Source organism: Sinomicrobium kalidii (genome assembly GCF_021183825.1).
Taxonomy (GTDB): Bacteria; Bacteroidota; Bacteroidia; order Flavobacteriales; family Flavobacteriaceae; genus Sinomicrobium; species Sinomicrobium kalidii.
Genome location: NZ_CP089211.1, coordinates 5,099,442 through 5,118,728, shown reverse-complemented (window position 1 = coordinate 5,118,728; position 19,287 = coordinate 5,099,442). Strand labels below are relative to the sequence as shown.

At 44.7% G+C, this 19,287-nt stretch carries 8 protein-coding genes; all 8 read left to right on the top strand.

The features are described from left to right. The first annotated feature begins 12 nt into the window (after positions 1 to 12). Positions 13 to 3,171 (top strand): baseplate J/gp47 family protein, encoded by a 3,159-nt coding sequence (locus LS482_RS20595; protein WP_233029472.1) that lies wholly within the window; start codon positions 13 to 15, stop codon positions 3,169 to 3,171. Beyond that, positions 3,159 to 5,864: a baseplate wedge protein gene (locus tag LS482_RS20590; protein ID WP_233029471.1), complete on the top strand. Its 2,706-nt coding sequence runs from the start codon at positions 3,159 to 3,161 to the stop codon at positions 5,862 to 5,864. The genes LS482_RS20595 and LS482_RS20590 overlap by 13 nt, the downstream gene beginning before the upstream one ends. Before the next feature lie 12 nt (positions 5,865 to 5,876). Further along, the gene (locus LS482_RS20585; RefSeq protein WP_233029470.1) at positions 5,877 to 9,470 is read left to right on the top strand and encodes a PKD domain-containing protein; all 3,594 of its coding nucleotides are present in this window, start codon (positions 5,877 to 5,879) and stop codon (positions 9,468 to 9,470) included. Continuing rightward, entirely contained in the window at positions 9,470 to 11,011 is a 1,542-nt protein-coding gene (locus LS482_RS20580) for a contractile injection system tape measure protein (RefSeq protein ID WP_233029469.1), read from the top strand. Before LS482_RS20585 ends, LS482_RS20580 begins: the two co-directional genes overlap by 1 nt. Positions 11,012 to 11,021: 10 nt before the next feature. Next, on the top strand, positions 11,022 to 12,908 hold the full coding sequence (locus tag LS482_RS20575; RefSeq protein WP_233029468.1) for an eCIS core domain-containing protein: 1,887 nt from the start codon (positions 11,022 to 11,024) through the stop codon (positions 12,906 to 12,908). Positions 12,909 to 12,928: 20 nt separating this feature from the next. Then, positions 12,929 to 16,435 (top strand): eCIS core domain-containing protein, encoded by a 3,507-nt coding sequence (locus LS482_RS20570; protein WP_233029467.1) that lies wholly within the window; start codon positions 12,929 to 12,931, stop codon positions 16,433 to 16,435. 10 nt (positions 16,436 to 16,445) lie between these two features. Continuing rightward, positions 16,446 to 17,492, top strand: coding sequence for an SMI1/KNR4 family protein (locus tag LS482_RS20565; RefSeq protein ID WP_233029466.1), 1,047 nt, complete (start codon positions 16,446 to 16,448; stop codon positions 17,490 to 17,492). 102 nt (positions 17,493 to 17,594) lie between these two features. Then, positions 17,595 to 18,911, top strand: coding sequence for an ATP-binding protein (locus tag LS482_RS20560; RefSeq protein WP_233029465.1), 1,317 nt, complete (start codon positions 17,595 to 17,597; stop codon positions 18,909 to 18,911). The last annotated feature ends 376 nt before the right edge of the window (positions 18,912 to 19,287 follow it).

The following is a 19,287-nucleotide window of genomic DNA, read 5'->3' as shown; positions in this document are numbered from 1 at the left end:
CAAGGCAAAAAAATGGCAAACTGTAACGACATACTGGATATTCTGAAACGCGACGGCACCGGCCAGGAACAACGATACACCGATGCGCTGAACCCCGGTTATTTTAAACTTCATAACCTGGATATAGCCGACTGGCTTCTGTTTGCCCGCAGATTTGCAGGTCACGTACACTATTTTGATACTGATAACAAACATTCCGGTAACTGGGAAAACTTCTTCGCTTATTTTAATATGGATAAAGAAGATGTAGGCATTGAAAACCCTTTAAAACTGAAGGAACTGAAGGAAAACATTTTCCGCGAGCTCCGGACCCTGAAAAACGAGCACTCCCTTACCCCCCACCTCACCCTTTTTATCTGTTTTTTAAAGCTGCTGGAACAGAGCAGTGAGCGTTTTAATCAACTGACCAGAAGGCATCTCGATTTCTATTACCGGGAAGTATTAAAAATAGAAAAGCTGCCCCCAACTCCCGATAAGGCGTACGTTTTGTTTGAACTGGCCAAAAACATCACCCGCGAAAAAATACCCCTGGCCACAGCATTGGATGGCGGAAAAGACACTTCCGGAAAAAAACGGATCTATACCACTACGGAAGAATTCATAGCCAATAAAGGTGTAATAACTCATCTTAAAAACATATACCGGGACGATAACGCTATAAAGTACAGTAACATAGCTAATTCTTACGACGGACAGGGCTCCGATTTTCCCGAAGGAAAAGCCTTTTGGTATCCTTTTGGGCACAGCTACCTCGGGGAAAAGGCTACAGCCAGGGATATGCACGAATTACAGGATACCACACTGGGTTTTGCCGTGGCCTCCCCTGTTTTGGAACTGGCCGAAGGCGAAAGGGTGGTCACCATAAGTATTACTTTTAACGAGCCCCTTCCGGCAATAACAGGGGATGCTCTGAAAAACGGTATGGAATTCTATTTCAGCGGTGAAAAAAAGTGGATCGGTCCGTTGTTCCCGGATGAAAATATCTCGGGAGTCATTGCTAACAACATCCTGAAATGCGAAGTGACCCTGGACAAGGATTCGGAAAAAGTTACCGCATTTGACCCGGAAGTCTTAAAGGAAAACTTCAATACCTCCCTTCCGCTCGTAAAAGTAATGTTCGGCACCGGGGAAGGCAGCAGCTATGCCCTTTACAAAAAAATAGTCGGTAAAACCATTAAAAATACAACGATCGATATTGCGGTAAACGGGATCAAAAATGCAGGTATAGAAAATGACTTCGGGGCGTTGAATCCCGAAAAACCCTTTTACCCCTTTACTACCCGTCCTGTAAAAGGCTCGGCGTTCACCGTGAACTATCCCGAAGCGTTTAAAAAGAACTGGAAAAAAGTACGGGTGAATATCCCCTGGAAAAACACTCCCGACAAATTCAGGGACCTGTATTTTGCCTACCGGGAAGATCACAAGTACAATATAAGCCACGAAAATTACCTGGACCAACTGTATCCCCCGTTAAATATCGTAAATACCATTCAGAACAAAAGCAACAAGGTTTTTGACTTCACTCAGTTTAAAGACCATAACCTCATTGTAGATAACGATGCCCATTTTAAAGCTTCGGTAGTCATATCAGACAAGGAAGAATGGCAGGACGCCAACACCTCAACCGGTAACCCGGTAATAATCTTTGAAGGTGCTGACGGCGAATTCGAAACCGATTTTGAAATTAACAACCTGTCTCCTTTTTATACCCCGGGGAAGAACGGGCCGTTACGACTGATACTGGATCAATCATTTCTCCATGAAATGTTTCCCAGGATATATGCTATTGCCCTGGCCAGTGATAACAGCAACGTGCTTATCCCCAATGAACCCTATACCCCTTTTGCAGATCATATTTCCATAGACTACACCGCACAAGCCGGTAATGAAGAGATCAACATGTTTCACATTACACCTTTCGGACAGTACGAAGTACAGAACGAGGAAGGACTTCTCCCCAAATACTGTAATAAGGCAGGGGAACTCTACATCGGTGTGGAAAACGTTGAGCCCGGTCAGCAGCTCTCTCTCCTCTTCCAGGTACTTGAAGGCAGTGAAAACCCGGAAAAAGGCTCGTTCAAAGGGGAACAAAAAATAGCATGGTCCATTCTGGGAAACAACGAATGGATACCCCTTGAGGATACAGACATCCTGCAAAACGGAATCGATAATTTCCTGAGATCGGGCATTGTAAAATTTACCATCCCCGATGAAGCGACGAACAACAATACCCGCTTTCCCGAAGGGCTCTACTGGCTTCGTGCCCGGTGTTACAAGGAATTTGATGTGGTCTGCAAGCTTATCGACATACACGCGCAGGCCGTGCAGGCGGTATTCGATAACCGGGGCAACGAACTGTCGCATTTGAACGAAGGACTTCCGGCCGGCAGTATTTCAAAGCTCGTGGAGCGTCTCAGCAGTGTAAAGTCTGTTGCGCAACCCTACAGTTCTTCCGGCGGAATTCCTCCTGAAAGCGATAAGCATTACTATCGCAGGGTAAGCGAAAGGCTCCGGCACAAAAACCGGGCACAGTCCTTATGGGACAACGAACACATGCTGTTGCAGTATTTTCCCGCAATTTATAAGGCAAAATGCCTTAACCACACCCGCTATTGCAGCAAAAACAACCAAATGTACTACCAGTCGCCCGGCCATGTCACCCTGGTGGTCATTCCCGATATCGTAAACCAGAATGTCTTTGATATTTACGAGCCCAGGGTAAGCACTACCCTGTTAAACGAAATGGAGACCTATATCAACCGGTACAACACCATGCACGTGGAAGCCAGGGTAAGAAATCCCGAATACGAAGCCGTAAAAGTGAGCCTCAAGGTAAAGTTCCGCAAAGGATTTGACGAAAACTTCTATATCAAACAGCTCAAAAAGGACATCACCAGGCTTCTTTCGCCCTGGGCATTTGACCGGAACGTAGGCATAGAATTCGGGCTTTCCCTCCATAAAAGTGTGCTGGTCAATTACCTGGAAGAATTGCACTATGTCGATTATTTACAGGACGTACTCCTGTACAAGAACGGCAACATCCGGAAAAACCAGGTCTCTCCTTCCCATCCCGGGGCCATTCTCGTATCGGCCAAAGACCATGCCGTAGATCCCAATATAAAAACATGTGCTAACCCCATAACAGAAGTTCAGGAACCATGTCAACCATAACTACACATATCAGTATCCCGAAAAATATTTCCGGCGGAGACGATCTCGATTTTGATTTTCTCCGGAAAAAGGGAATAGAGTACATAGAGCAACTGGGCAGTAAACTGTGGAGCGATTACAATATACACGACCCCGGGATCACAATGCTGGAAATGCTGTGTTATGCCATTACCGACCTCGGACAGCGCATAAACATGCCCATGGAAGATATCCTTGCCGAAAAAGGCCACAACGGACTGGAAAACCAGTTCTTCAAAGCCTCGGACATCCTTTCTTCCAAACCGGTAACCGCCAACGACTACAGGAAGCTTTTCATCGACATACCGGGAGTGAAAAACTGCTGGTTAACGCCTTATATAAAAACGGTCTACGCCGATTGCAAACAAAAGAAACTATCGTATAACAAAAACGATTTCCCCACGACCCCGAAAGCGTTCAAAAGATCCTTCAACCTTAAAGGGTTGTATTCCCTGTTGGTGGATTACGAGGATTTCAGTCACCTCGACAAGACCGGACAAAAAGCTAAAAGAAAGGAAATTAACGAAAAAATCTTCGAAAAATACCACCAGAACCGGAACCTTTGTGAAGATCTGGCAGAAGTAAAAAAAGTGAGTACCCATCCCATTTCGGTTTGCGCTATCATAGACGTATTGCCCGATGCCGACGAAGAACTCGTCCATGCCAGGGTACTGCTGGCCATAGAAAAATATTTTGCGCCCCGGGTAAATTTCTATTCCCTGCAGGAAATGCTGGACAAGGGATATTCAACTCCCCGGATATTTGAAGGCCCCACGCTGGAAAACGGTTTTATAGATACCACGGAACTGCAGCAAACCGAACTGCGGAAAGAAGTCCGTTTATCCGACATTATCCATATTCTGATGAACATAGAAGGCGTGACCCGGGTAAAAGAAATAAGCCTTAACGATTGTGATACCCCCGGCGATGGTGACAACTGGATCATTTGTGTGCATCCCCATCAAAAACCCGTATTGTGTTCAAAAAGCAATTTCAGCTACAGCAAGGGCGTACTCCCGGTAAATATTAATGATAAAGCCGTAGAAGTACATAAAAAACGGTTAGAGGTACAGGATTTACAAAATCAGGAAAAAGCAAGGTTCAACAAGGAACTCGAACTCCCGAAAGGAAGTTTTTCCGATACCGGCGCCTGTACAACCATCCAGAACGACTTCCCGGACACCTATGGCATAGGAACAAACGGCCTGCCCGATACCGCAACAGCATCCCGGAAAGGACTGGCAAAACAGTTAAAAACCTACCTGTTGTTCTTCGACCAGGTGCTCGCCAGTTATTTCAAACACCTGGAACAAGTAAAACACCTGCTGTCCAGGGAAGGTGAACTCACCAAAACCTACTTCACCCAGGCCGTAAAAGACATTAAGGGCCTTGATGAACTGGTCAGCGGTTACCCAGAAAACGATGACGACACGCTTACCGAAACCCTGTTTGCTTCACTGGACGATTCGGTAGCACGCAGGAACAGGCTTTTAGACCATTTAACAGCCCGTTTTGCCGAACGCTTCGGCAATTACGCCTTTTTGATGAAAACGCTTTATGGCAATGCATCCGAAGAAATAGTCCTCAGTCATAAGCAGGCCTTTCTTAAAGAATATGCCACGGTAAGTGCCGAAAGGGGGAGTGCCTTTAACTATCAAGCCCCTGCCAAGCACCTCTGGAACACCGGAAATGTTTCCGGAGCACAAAAGCGTATCGCCCGCCTGGCGGGAATTAAAGATTACTTCAGGAGGAACCTGTCCAAATCATTCGTACAGATATACGATCAGGTCAATATAGATGGCGATACCGTATACCGATGGCGAATAAGGAATGAAAGTAACCACATTGTCCTTTCATCCACCGAAGCATACAAAACCCCCGGCCTGGCCATGGACGAGCTTTATTTTGCAGTCATCAAAACGATCGAAACCAAAGAGAAACACGTGGAAAAGGCTTTTGAAGATCCTGTGACCGAAATAGTAATCGATAATATAGAAGTACACCAGGCGGGCAGCGGCAAATATTCCTTTCACATCATCAACCCGGAAATTGAAAGTACAAGCGACCCCGACCGTATCATAGCCAAACAGTTTAAATACTACGATACGCAACAGGAGGTAAAAGAAGCCATTATAGACCTGATAACGTTTATGAAAAAGACCTTTACAGAAGAAGGTATCTTCCTGGTAGAACACACCCTGCTCCTCCCTGATGTCACCAAAAATACCGCAGATGCCGATTTCCTGCCCATCTGTACGGACGACTGTGAGGAATGCCATACCATAGACCCGTATTCATACCGGGTAAGCATTGTACTTCCCGGCTATACCCTGCGTTTTTCCGATCCGAATTTCAGGGAATACCTCGAAAACCTGATCCGCCGGGAACTCCCGGCACACATACTGGCCAAAATATGCTGGGTAGGCCATCGAAAAGGAGAAATACCCGACAACGAAAATGACCTTTTGCAATTTGAAAAGGCATACAAAGCTTTTTTACTGGCCAAAAGATCATTAGGCCTGGCACAGGACGAAGACAAATTAAAAGCATTTTTAGGTGCGCTGTCACAGCTCAATACCATTTATCCGGTAGGCAGATTATACGACTGTGGCGATGAAGAAGAACACCTGGAAGGAAAACTCATACTGGGAAGAACCAACATAGGAACACTATAAAAAAACACAGCCATGGAACCGAAATTAAATAAAATAACCACCCAATATCATACTTATAAAAAAGACCAGGTACTCACCCATACCCAACTCAATGAGTCTATCGATTACTTCGAAGACCAGGTAAGGCTATCGCGGATATCCCTCAGCGGTGTGGGGATTGTTTGCGGATTTAAAATACATTTTAACCCGGCAGATAACAGTATTACCATAACCCAGGGTACCGGGGTAACCACCGACGGGGACCTTCTGAAACTTCGGGAAGATATACCGGAAGGGGAAGAAAAGAATATTGATGTTCCGGAAGTAAAGTATACGGCCTTCAAGCCCTTTATTGATGATAAAGTAGCTTATCCACCCTTTTTAACTACCGGAGACGAACAAATCGAACTGTCAGAACTCATCCCGGAAAACAAGGTTACCGATGAAACCCCGTTAAACGATCTGGCCAATATTGAAAACAAGGTTGTGGTCCTGTACCTGGAAAACTATGTCAAAGACCTCGACCTGTGTTCTGATATAGACTGCGACAACCAGGGAACCGAACAGGTAGCCCGGCTCCGTGTGCTGCTCGTATCACAGGATGATGCCGACCACATCATTACCGGCGACAGTATATACAAGAAATATTTTGTCAAAAACATTTATAATAATCTCAGGGATGTGGCCCTGAAACGGGTTATCCTGAACGAAGCCGCTACCGGCACTTTTAAAAATTTACAATTAAGCTACTATAATGCCATAGTTGACAACAATATCATAAATCACCTCAGGGAAGGTTTTAAAGCCATCTTACTGCATTACGACCTGGCTACCGATAATGCCATCATTCAAAACCGGATAAATAAATGGTTTACTTTCAACAAGATCACCATCCCCCTGATGTTTCAATACCGTTATGACCTGCTTAAAGACCTCGTAGCTACCTATACCGAATTAAAAGAACTCTTTATCCGGCTTACCTCCGAATGCTGTCCGGATATAGCCGCTTTCCCCAAACACCTTATGCTTGGAAAAGTAGTAGATGCCGATGCCTACAAATCCTACCGGCATCAATTTTACAAATCTCCCGTTCTCAACGATTGCGACTACGGGAAAAAATTCATCAGCCTGGTCGAACGGGCAAAAAATATAGTAAACAATTTTCAATTGCAAAGTGGGGATATCAAACTCACACCTTCCCTCGAAAATGCCCTGCTCGGGCATAAGGCCATTCCGTTTTATTACCAGGTAAACGAAGAACTGCTAAAAAGCTGGAATTATTATAAAACTTCAATCTATAAACAAAAAAACAACCTGAGTTACCATACCGGTACACTGGAAAATATCCCCCAGGTACAGCAGCCCCTGCAATACGGTCCGGACACCCACGATTTTTACCGCATAGAAGGCCATCAGGGCAAACACTATGCAGAAGCTCTGGAAGAAATTGAAAAAATTAAAATCACTAACAGTCTTGCTCTTGACGTAAAGGCTCTATCCATCGGGCTGACCGAACAGGACATTGATCCGGACGACTACGAATGCGAGTTCGAAGACCTGCAGGTACTCCTGCGGGCCTGGACCGCTGAACAGGAATGCATCCTGGCCAAAGTTTCATCTTTCTTTTCCGGGTTCAGCATTACACAGCCCGGCACACACGTCACAGACAGCCTGGCAGTGGCAACAGAAGCAAGCTTCCAGCCAATGATAGCAGTAGAAAGTGCAAGAACTGTCGAAAAACCCCTTAGTTATAAAACCACTGCAAAAAGTGCTGTGGTGGAAGATCACCTCATCGTTCGGGAAGATGCCCTGGGAAATATTGTAAAACAGGCCATAGACCAGAACAAGGGCGGATCGGTAAACGATATCATTGCCGATGCCGGGATCATTGCCGACAATACCCTGGATGATGAAATATGGGGAGACAACCAGGTAAAATCGTTTCTCATAGACGATTCCATAAAAGTACTGGCCTATAGTCACGTGTTATCCCAAAAAATGCCCGAAGTCCTCAAGAGTGTGGATGACAAGGTGATCGCCTCATACAACCTCACTTTGGAACAACTCTGTGCCCGGGTAAAACAATTACAAAGCATATACCAGAACGTAGAACTCCCCCAGAATATCAGGGCATTTTACGGGCTGCTCATCACCCAGTTGGCCTCCATATGCTGCTCGGGGAAAAAACTGAAACTCCTCCTGGAGGAGATCGAGGCCAGAAAAGAAAAAATACTGCTGCAATTACAATTATCCGGATTTGCCGAAAAACACCCGGGACTGGAACACCATGCCGGCGTCCGGAAAGGCGGCACCTTTGTTCTGGTATACCTATCTAAAAGGAGCAAGATCACGAATACAAATGACCTCCGTGCCATAGCCCCCAACTTAGGCGGACGTATGGATATTTTTGCGGAAAGCATACCTGAAATAAATCCGGGAAGCGAACTTTTAGAGATTCCGGGGATAGATTCAGGTAAGTTCCTCGGAAAAACACCAGTGGTAAGCATCCCGGAGGGAACGGTAATCGCCGATTTTTCCCTGCCCTACCTGTGCTGTTCCGATTGTTCACCAATAAACTTTATCGTGCCCAAGCCCGTAGTCTTCCTCCGTCTCGAAAAAGCGACCTATTGCATCGGTACCGACGAAAGCCCCCTGCTTTTTGAGGTTTCGCCCGAAGACGGTATCATAAAAGCCGATGAAGAAATAGAAGGATTGACCATAGAAGGCAAAGAACTTACCATAGACGGGGACAGCTTCCCCGATACCGCCCTCGGTACCGAAATACACTTCACCGTAAACGACCAGCTTACCGATGTAAGTCTTACTGTTTACAAAACCCCGGTATTTGATTTCGAAGTACCCGAAAACCCCGTGTCTGCCGAAGCGTCGCAAATTACCTTTACCCCTGCCGGAAGCGGTCTGAAGGATGCAAACTTCCTCTGGGATTTTGGTGACGGAACCACTTCGGAAGACAGGAACCCGACACATACCTACCAGCTCCCGGTAAACGAAGAGAACACCGTAACGGTTTCCCTTACCGTAACCCCTGCTAACGGCGCTTGCCCGGATACCGTGGAACACACCATCACCTTTGAGGAAATCACCAATGAAGCCTGTATAGAAGAAACGGAAAGTCTTATACGTCAAAATCTCCAGCGTATGGAACAGTTCCCGGATATAGACCCAAGGCTCCGGGAAGCCATTGTCAAACCCACCGCGGCGTTGTATAACAAAGTACTGGAAGATACGGAATTCCTGAATGGCGCCCGGAACAATCAACTGGAAAAAATGTTTGTAGGCCTGCTCCGGGAAACCGCCGGAACATTGCTACAACTCTTTGAAGAAGACCCTGACTCCTTTAAGCAAATTGCAGTAGTATTCATAATGCAGATAGAACTGTTGTACCACATACTCCACTGCCAGCCGGTGCCGACCCTGGAAAAAGACAAGGAACTTATAGCATCCCTGCTGGCACAGGTCACCGAAATACTACAAACACTTTTTAAACGAAGGATTTTCTTTGACAGTGAGAATGAACTGAAAGCGTTTTTACAGAAATACGTGTTCGATATGGAAGCCGCGTATATCAAAAAAATCATCCATGACCAGTTAGATGCGATCTTATAATGAGTTCAGACCAAAAACATAGCGTTCAAAAGGTATCCCTTGAGATAAATACCGCTTCATTAAAAACGGCATATTATCTCAGGGATAACCTGGACACGTTCGTAAAGAACGAGGTTTTCCCGTTGCTGGAAAAGTACTTTGACAAGATTCAGCCTAAAAACAAAACAGGAACCGGGATTATGCAGGTCAACAAATTACACATTGACCTGAACCTACGGGAAAAAGACCTGGACGGAAATTTCAATCACCTGAAAGAACTTCTGCAAAATCGACTCAAAAAGGAAACGGAAAAACTATCAGTGGCCTCCGAAAACAGGCAGGATTATGGAAAAATCCGGGAAGTATCGCCCGAAAGACGGCGTTACAATACGTTTTTCCATTTCGTAAAAACAGGGCAGACACCCTGGTGGGCATCTGCAGATGAGATCAACACCCTGTCACAGCCCGAAAACATCCGACCTGTCCTTGTCCAAAAAAGTTTTAAAAGGGACTTTGACGCCATCCTGAAAGACAAGATCGCGATAAAAAGACTCATCAGGCAGTTTCCCGGCCCTGTGTTACTATTGCTCTTTAAAACATATTGTAGAACCCACACTTTGCTCCGTTCCGTGATCGCTGCCCTGTCAGAAGAAAGTAATACCCCTTTACCTTCAGAAAACGGCCCCAATACCGTATTGACAAGTACGGCAGAAAAAATATCGGAAGCTTTCCTTAATTACATGGAAAAAGCCGTGGAGATTTCTTCACCCCACCAAAAAGAACAGTTCTGGAACCTTATGGCTGCCATCGTACAGGCCAGGGACAAAACAGGCCTGAAGCAGGACCTGATACGATTAGGCCGTTTTCTTTCCGCAGCAAAAGAAACGAAAGAATCAGCAGGAGTTTTAAAGGGGATTTTAAACATTTTTCCCGCTATCCGGAATGCTGTACATAAAATCGAACCTGCTGACAAAGAGACGGAAAAGAAAAAAGACAATGCCATGGCAGTAGTGTCCGGAGAAAAAAATGATCCTGACAACGAACTGACCATGTTCTCCTCAGACACCGAAAAGGAAATATTTGTGGAAAATGCCGGACTCATACTCCTGCATCCCTTTTTAAAACCGTTTTTTCTGGACTGTGGAGTGATTACTCCCGATAATATGTTTATTGACGGGGAACTTGCCACCCATCTGCTGCACTATGCCGCTACCGGAAGGGAAACGGACACAGAAAACACAATGTTACTGGAAAAATTTTTGTGTACTATTGCTGTACATCACCCCATAACGAGGGAAATCCCCCTTTCTGAAGCACATAAGAAAAAATCGGAAGAATTGTTGTCCTCTTTGACAACGCAATGGGGAGCCCTGAAAAATACTTCGGCCGAAACTGTGCGAAACGAATTTATACAACGCCCCGGAAAACTCATCCTGGAAAAAGACAACCCGAGAATAATTGTAGAACGCAGGACACAGGATATACTGCTGGATAAACTACCGTGGAATATCAGTATTATAAAAATTCTGTGGATAAAGAAATTAATTTTTGTGGAATGGTAATGAAAGTGTTATGAGAGAATTTAAAAAAAGAAAAGGCACATCTATGGCTTTCCGGAATGAAAATAACCGGGGATTCTTTGGTGTACAGGCCAAACTGAATATAGGCCAACCCGGTGACAAATATGAAAAAGAAGCCGACCACGTAGCCGATAAGGTGGTGAATAAAACTGCAACCCAGCCCGGAATCCGGAAAAAGGGAAAAGGCGAAGAAGAATTGCAACAAAAACCCTTGGCAGAAACCATATCTACCGTGCAAAAACAGGAACTGAAAGAAGAAGAAAAACCGGTACAAAAACAGGGAAACCAGGACGAGGAAAAAGAAGTCCAGGCCAAATGTGCCGATTGCGAAAAGGAAGAAAAGGTACAAAAACAAGCGGAAACCGAAGAGGAAGAGCCCGTACAAAAGAAAGAAGAAGAGGAAGAAATACAGGCCAAACCGGATAAGATGGAAGAAGAACCCGTACAAATGCAGGAGGAAGAAGAGGTGCAAAAACAGGGCAATACCGAAGAGGAGGAACCTGTGCAAAAAAAGGAAGAGGAAGAAGAACCCGTACAAAAACAAGCTAAAGCGGAAGAAGAAGAGGACGAAGTACAGGCCAAATCGAACAATGCTCAAACCGGAAATCCCGGTAAAAATAACCTGGAAGGAAAACTTTCCAATGCCAAAGGAACCGGAAATAAGATGGATGCCCGAACCAAACAGGAGATGGAAGCCGGTTTCGGTGCTGATTTCAGCAATGTAAACATCCATACCGGTAGCAAGGCCGAACAAATGAGCAAGAAATTAGGTGCTCAGGCATTTACCCACGGCAACAACATTTATTTTAATGAAGGAAAATACAACCCCAACTCAAAAGAGGGCAAGCATTTACTGGCCCATGAGCTGACACATACCATTCAGCAGACAGGAATGCTGCAAAAAAAACCGGACAAGACCCTGAAACCTGATTATTGCCAATACGCAAGCGGATATAATATGGCCTTCTATGATGCACTTGAAGACGAAACAAAACGAAGAGCAAAGGACTGGGCCAAAAACTTCAATGCCCTCGGAATCTCCAAAGGAGGTGATATTAAACAGGACCAGGCCATTAGTGATAAAAATAATGTGGCCGACACTATTGCCGATGTAAATGACAAGCTCAAGGATGAATGCGGTGACGATACAGTCCCGAAACTAAAGAACCTGGCCATTTTTGCACATGGCACCACAGATTGGTGCGGTATAGGAAATGCAGGAATCACGGGATCAAATGCCAAGGCCCTGGTTAAAAAAATTGCCCCGTACCTGTCTAATGATATTAACGTAATTCTTTATGCCTGTAGTGTAGCCCGGGGTACCTCAGAGAAAGAAAACTGGAAAAAAGGCACACTGGATTCCGGAGGAAAAGACGCTCTGGCCGGTAAATTCAGTGATATACTCCACGAAAACGATGTCAAAAATGCCAAGGTATGGGGACACACAACTGTAGGGCATACTTCCAGGAATTTTGCATTGCGGTATTTTAGTAGTAACGCCAAAAATGCCCCGGGAGTTTCTTATGTCAGTGAGCATGTATTTACACCTTATGAAGTATACCTCATAAAGGAAGAAGTCATACAACACCTCGAAAGCGAAGGCTATGAAACCGATGTGGTCACTGACAATTACCCCGACTGGTTTTTTGAGAACCTCAGGGATTATTTTTATTCGGCCTACGCCAAGGCCATGGGCGAAAAGGACTATAACGGTATACATCTTGCCGAAGCGGCACCCGTTTATCCCTGGGAAGTGGCTAAAGTCATTAACGAATACTGGGACACGGAATATTGGCCTGCCCATAAAGAAAAATTCATGAAACTGGTCAAAAAGAAGCTCAAACCTGCCAAAGCAGAAGCAGCACCAAAAACCCGATAAACAACTTTTCAGATTAAAAAATGCAAGCCTTTGCCAAAAAATCCGGCGCTAACACTACGGCCTCAAACCACAATAAAGGCGGGGCGGATTTTTTTGGTATACAAGCAAAGCTTTCCGTAGGCAAACCCAACGACAAATATGAAGCAGAGGCCGACCAGATAGCAGACCAGGTCATCAAACAAAAAACAGTCCCCGAGCAAGGTTTTTCCGAGAACCCCGCTTTTTTCCGTCCGGCCCCGGCTGTACAAAAACAGAACGAAGAAGAAAAAAACGACAGTATACAAAAGAAAGAAGCCCCTGAAAATAATTTAGGTGAAACCATTCAAAGTAAGGAACAGTCCCCAACAATTTCTGCTATTCAGTTTCAAAGGGAGATCGGTTCTTTTTTCAGCAGGCCCAAGGAAGACCAGGTACGGCGAAAGGAAGAAGATAAGGAAAACGAAGAAGAACAAGAAGAAACAGTTCCGGTACAAGAAAAAAGTGCGCTGCTACAACGCAAGGAAAAAGGGGTGCCCGACATTTCCAGTACCATAGAAAGCCGTATCCAGAGGGCCAATGCCGGTGGTAAACCGATGAATAAGGACGTAAAGGGCTATATGGAGCCCCGGTTTCAAACGGACTTTTCAAAAGTAAAGATCCATGACGATCAGGAGGCGGCAAGCCTCAACAGTCAGCTCAGTGCCAAAGCCTTTACCCACAAAAACCACGTCTTCTTCGGGAAAGGCCAATACCAGCCAGGTACCGATAGCGGAAAACACCTTATTGCGCACGAACTCACTCATGTAGTACAACAGGGTCATGCCGTACAACGCAAACCTGACATCAAAGAAAAACAGCCTAATCCAAAAGTTCAACGGCTTGGCGTAAGTGATGCCCTCGACTATTTTGCAGACAAAGCCTACCTTATTCCGGGCTTCAGGATGTTCACTATCGTTTTGGGTATTAATCCCATTAACATGAGCAATGTAGACAGAAGCGCCGCCAACATAATGCGTGCTATTGTGGAATTTCTTCCCGGCGGAAATCTTATTACAAGGGTATTGGATAAATACAACGTGTTTGAGAAAGCCGCCGGCTTTATGAAAGAGCAGCTGGATACCCTGAATATCTCGGGCAGGTCCATAAAAGATGCCATAGACGAATTTCTCGATTCCCTGGGCTGGTCGGATATTTTTGACCTGGGTGATGTATGGCGAAGGGCAAAACGAATATTTACCTCTCCGATAACCAAACTTATCAATCTCGGTAAATCGGTACTTTCGGCCATCATAGACATGGTCAGGGAAGCAGTTTTGCGGCCCCTCGCAGCCCTGGCAGAAGGCACAAGAGGTTACCCTTTGCTAAAAGCGATTCTGGGGGAAGACCCTATAACTAAAGAGCCCTATCCCCCTACTCCAGAAAACGTGATCGGCGGTTTTATGACCCTGATAGGCCAGGAAGAAATATGGGAAAACATCAAAAAAGGAAATGCAGTAGCCCGCGCATGGGCCTGGTTCCAGGGCGCGCTCTCCGGATTGATGGCCTTTGTGGTCACCATTCCGGCCACTATTATAAATACCCTGAAATCCCTGACCTGGGATGATTTTATCATACTCCCCAACGCCTTTATAAAAATAGGCAAGTCTTTTGTGAACATTGCCGGCAGGTTTATAAGCTGGGCTGCCGGGACCGTCCTGGATTTATTGGAAATACTCTTCAGTGTAGTGGCACCCGGTGTAATGCCCTATATTAAAAAAGCAAAAGGTGCTTTTGCCACCATACTCCAAAACCCCATAGCCTTTGTTGGCAACCTGATAAAAGCTGCAAAACAGGGATTCCAACAGTTTGCGGCCAAGATAGGGCACTATCTCAAAAAAAGCCTTCTGGACTGGTTATTGGGTTCCCTTGCCGGTGCCGGGATATATGTCCCCCAGAGCTTTGACTTTAAGGAGATCATCAAGTTTGTAGCCTCGGTACTCGGGCTTACCTGGGAGAACCTGCGCATTAAACTGGTAAAACACCTCGGAGAACCTGCTGTAAAAGCCTTAGAAACAGGATTTGAACTCATACAGATACTCGTTACCGAAGGCCCTGCCGCCGCCTGGGAAAAGATCATGGAACACCTGAGCAACCTGAAAGAAATGGTTATTCAGGAAATCAGTCAGTTTGTTATTGTGCAGGTGGTGAAAAAGGCCATTGCCAAGCTCGTCATGAGCCTTAACCCGGCGGGAGCAATCATACAGGCCATTCTTGCCATTTACGACACCATTACCTTTTTAATAGAAAAGATCAAGCAAATAGCCCGGGTAGGTGCTGCCGTTATAGATTCCATAGCAGCCATCGCCAATGGTGTTATTACTCAGGCCGCCAACAAGGTAGAAAAGACCCTGGCCGGTATGCTCACCCTGGCCATTAACTTCCTGGCCAAATTTGCGGGACTCGGTAAAATATCGGAGGCTATTATCAAGATCATTAAAAAGATCAGGGAACCCGTAGACAAAGCTATGGACAAGGTGGTGGGATGGATCGTAAATAAAGGGAAAGCGTTTTTGAAGAAAGCCGCACAAACTGGTGTACCGAAAGATCCGAAGGACAGATTGGAGGTAGGACTTTCCAAAGCTGTTGGAGCCGTTAATAAATTAAGTGGTTCATCAGTTGGTATTAAGTTGATCAACCCTATTCTCACGGGTATAAAAACAAGGTATGGTTTTAAATCCCTCATTGCTGTTAAAGATGGTGAATTCTGGGCCATAGAAGGACAGGTAAATCCAAAGGGGAAAAAGAAATCAAATAAGAAAGCCGGAGGAAATAAACTGGGGCCTGATGATGCCGAAATCATAGCAGAGGTTGCAAAAATTAAATCGGCACCGGCATTTAAGGGAAAAACATTTAAAATGATCACTTTAAAAAGCTATATTGAAGCAAATTATGATATTAAATCCAGGACGATCGATAGTAGAATTGCAAAAATGAAATCATTAGGATTATTATTTGTATCCGAATCTGAAAAAGCCGGGGCTAAGGACAGTAATAAAGACGTTAGCTTTGACGCCTCTTTATTAAGTGCAAGAGAAGCAAAACCTGTAACCAACAGGAACAAATATGGGTATAGAAATCCGAATAAAGCCAGCTCAAAAGGTATACAGATATTGGTCAAAGGTTTGATGCGTGAGTCGAGATACGGTTACAAAGCCGGAAAGGAAACGGATTTGAATTATTTAATGACAAGGGCAAGATTTAAAGATTCTTTAAATAACATAAGCGGGCTCAAATGGGATCAGGTGATTTTGGGGCATGGCAGTATAGGCGCCTCGGTACACTGGAACAGCGGTGGAGGTAGCGGTCCTAATCAACCGGGGCATACCCAAACCAAAGACCAGAATTTTCAGTGGAATCAGAATGTGGCAAACTATCACGGGCCAGAAGACAAATACAAGTCAAAAGCTTCGGGTGCAGGTACGGAAAACTATCAAACTCCGGGGCCTCCCAATAACCCTGACAGTCACCCTATGTGGTGGGACCCAAAAGACCCGAATTATCAAGGCTAATTTATAAAACATGAAACGTTTAGCAACAGAAATAAGAAAAGCCATTATTGCAGCATATGATATTCCTGATCAGGAAGATGTTGTTTATACGAGTCGGGATCAATCTTTTTCAATGCTGATATATTATCCTGTCAAAGGTGAAAATAATGAATTGCTTATTATTACCGCAGGCCTGGTAGATCATTTGAAAGGTAACACAGAAAATCGGGGTGAATTGATCCTTATTGTAGATACTACTAACGAAACGGTTATAAAAGAATCTGTCGATTTCGTAAAAGTATTTGGTACCTATTTGATAAAAAGATCGGCAGCTATACACAACGCTGCAATTTTTAACGATATCCCTTCTTATGCCAACATGTCCTCGGTTTTTGTTTACCGGGATACCATTTATAATGGAATTGCGATTGGTGAAGGAGATATTTTCATTAACTATTACAATGTAATACCATTATACGATAACGAAACCCTGGAACTCAAACTTATTCCTGATAAGGTAAAACCTTCACTGATTGAAGAACTATGGCAAAAGCATCTCATAAAAACAGATCGCTCACCTCATAAGATAATACCTCTTGCTATTGATTCCATATGGAATGCAATTGTAGAATGGCATAAAAAACATAATACATTCCTGTCAAAAGAACTTAACAGAAAAAAAAGTGAGTATTTGGCAAACAACAAAATAAACGAACTTCGAATACCAGAAGATCTGAAGTATTTTACCTCAAAGCTAACCACAAATCTTTCCGTAAGTGACTATCAACTGTTAACCCGGAATCAAATTTATGATAACTGGAAAATGATGGAAGACCTATGGAAAACAGGAAAAATACAATCATGGGACTCCTATTGGATACCTTTTGCAGAAGACAGCGGCGGGAATTTTATTTTAATTGATGGCACAACCAAAGAGCAAAAGATTATTTATCTGGAAAATGAGGGGCCGTATCATACTAATATTTCCGGTTTTTTTGATTGGCTATTTTGCTACAAAAATGATCTGTACTCAAATAAGTATGAAATTGACGATGAAGGTTTTTTATACCATAAATAACGATAATTGGTTATTGGGTTGTCCGATAACTTGTTGTTACACATCCCGACTCCTTTCAAGAGGAGGCATTATTTCATTAACAAAATAACCCGACACCAAATAATGAAACAACTCTTCAACATATTAAAAAACAGCTTCGAATACCAGATGCACAAGGCCTTTGGTACGGGGGAAGATATGGTAAAGCCCGGGGTAGAGCTGCCAAAAGACGAATCCGACCCTGCCTCTCCCCTTTTTCGTTTTATAATTGAGCGCCACCTGGATGACCGCGATGTGCTGCTCCTTCTCCTTGCCCTTGTCCCTCACTTGTCTCCCAGTTATCTCGTTGATATCGTATCCGGATTTATGCCCGGTGGCGGGGAATTTCCCCTCTTTGGCGGGGTTAAGGCCAAAAATCACCGGGGAATCCTTCCCACCGGAGAAACCGCCCTGTTCCTCCTGGCAGGTGAGGATATGGAAAACCGTATACAAGCCACAGATTATATACACGGCACATCCTGTTTGTTCCGAAAAGGCATCTTGTCGCTGGAAGAAGTACTTTTGGGCGAACCCAAAATGAGCGGAAGACTGATCGTAGATGAAGAATATGTTGAACTGCTGACTACAGGCAACATCCTTAAACCCAAACTCAGCGCCAACTTTCCCGCCCAGTTACTGGAAACCGAACTGGAATGGGAAGACCTGGTACTGAATGATAAAACATTAAGTGCGGTCAAAGAAATAGAAGTCTGGCTGCAGTACAATGACATCCTGCTGAACGAGTGGAACATGAAAGGAAAGATAAAACCGGGGTTCCGGGTTATGTTTTACGGTCCTCCGGGAACAGGAAAAACCCTTACGGCCAGTTTATTGGGCAAATATACCGGCCGGGATGTCTACCGTATAGACCTGTCGCTTGTCGTTTCCAAATACATCGGCGAAACCGAAAAAAACCTTTCGACCCTGTTTGACAAGGCCACTAACAAAGACTGGATATTGTTCTTTGACGAAGCCGATGCCATTTTCGGCAAACGTACCAATGTACGCGATGCGCATGACAAGTATGCCAACCAGGAAGTCTCCTATTTATTGCAGCGCATAGAATCCCATCCGGGCCTGGTCATACTGGCTTCCAACCTCAAGAGCAATATCGATACGGCATTCAGCAGGCGTTTTCAATCCATTATCGATTTTGACATGCCCACGTATGCCGAACGCCTGCAATTATGGCAAAACAACCTTCCGAAAAATATCCCGCTTACCGGGGAAGTGTGCCTTAAGGAACTCTCCCGGAAATACGACATTACCGGCGCCAATATCGTAAATATCATCCAGTATACCTGTCTCAGAACCATAGAACAGCAACAGAAAACAATCCGGCTTGAAGATCTTATCAACGGTATAAAAAAGGAATATGTCAAGGAAGGTAAAATGTTATGATTGCCGGATGTAAGACGTATAGATTTATGATTTAAGACCTGGTTTCCACAACCGGTGTCTAAGATTTGATGCCGGCAGGCAATTGACTCTCCACCGCCTTCTGGCACGCCTGGCGCTCGTTTGCAACGAACAGCCCCCTTATTTTATTTAAGGTTTATTGCCCGTTACCGGTTGCCAGTCATGATTTGACAGCCGACGGTTTGCTGTTTTATATCCTCCAACTTCAAAACTCTAAGACTCCGAAACTAAAAAAAGGGGGTTTTTCCCCGGTCATATCAGGGAAAACCACCCTTGAACCTGTATCTATAGCACTATAACTTTGACTTCATAATCTAAAGCTGTCCGGACAGCGGACACTATTTGTCTGCAATTTTAC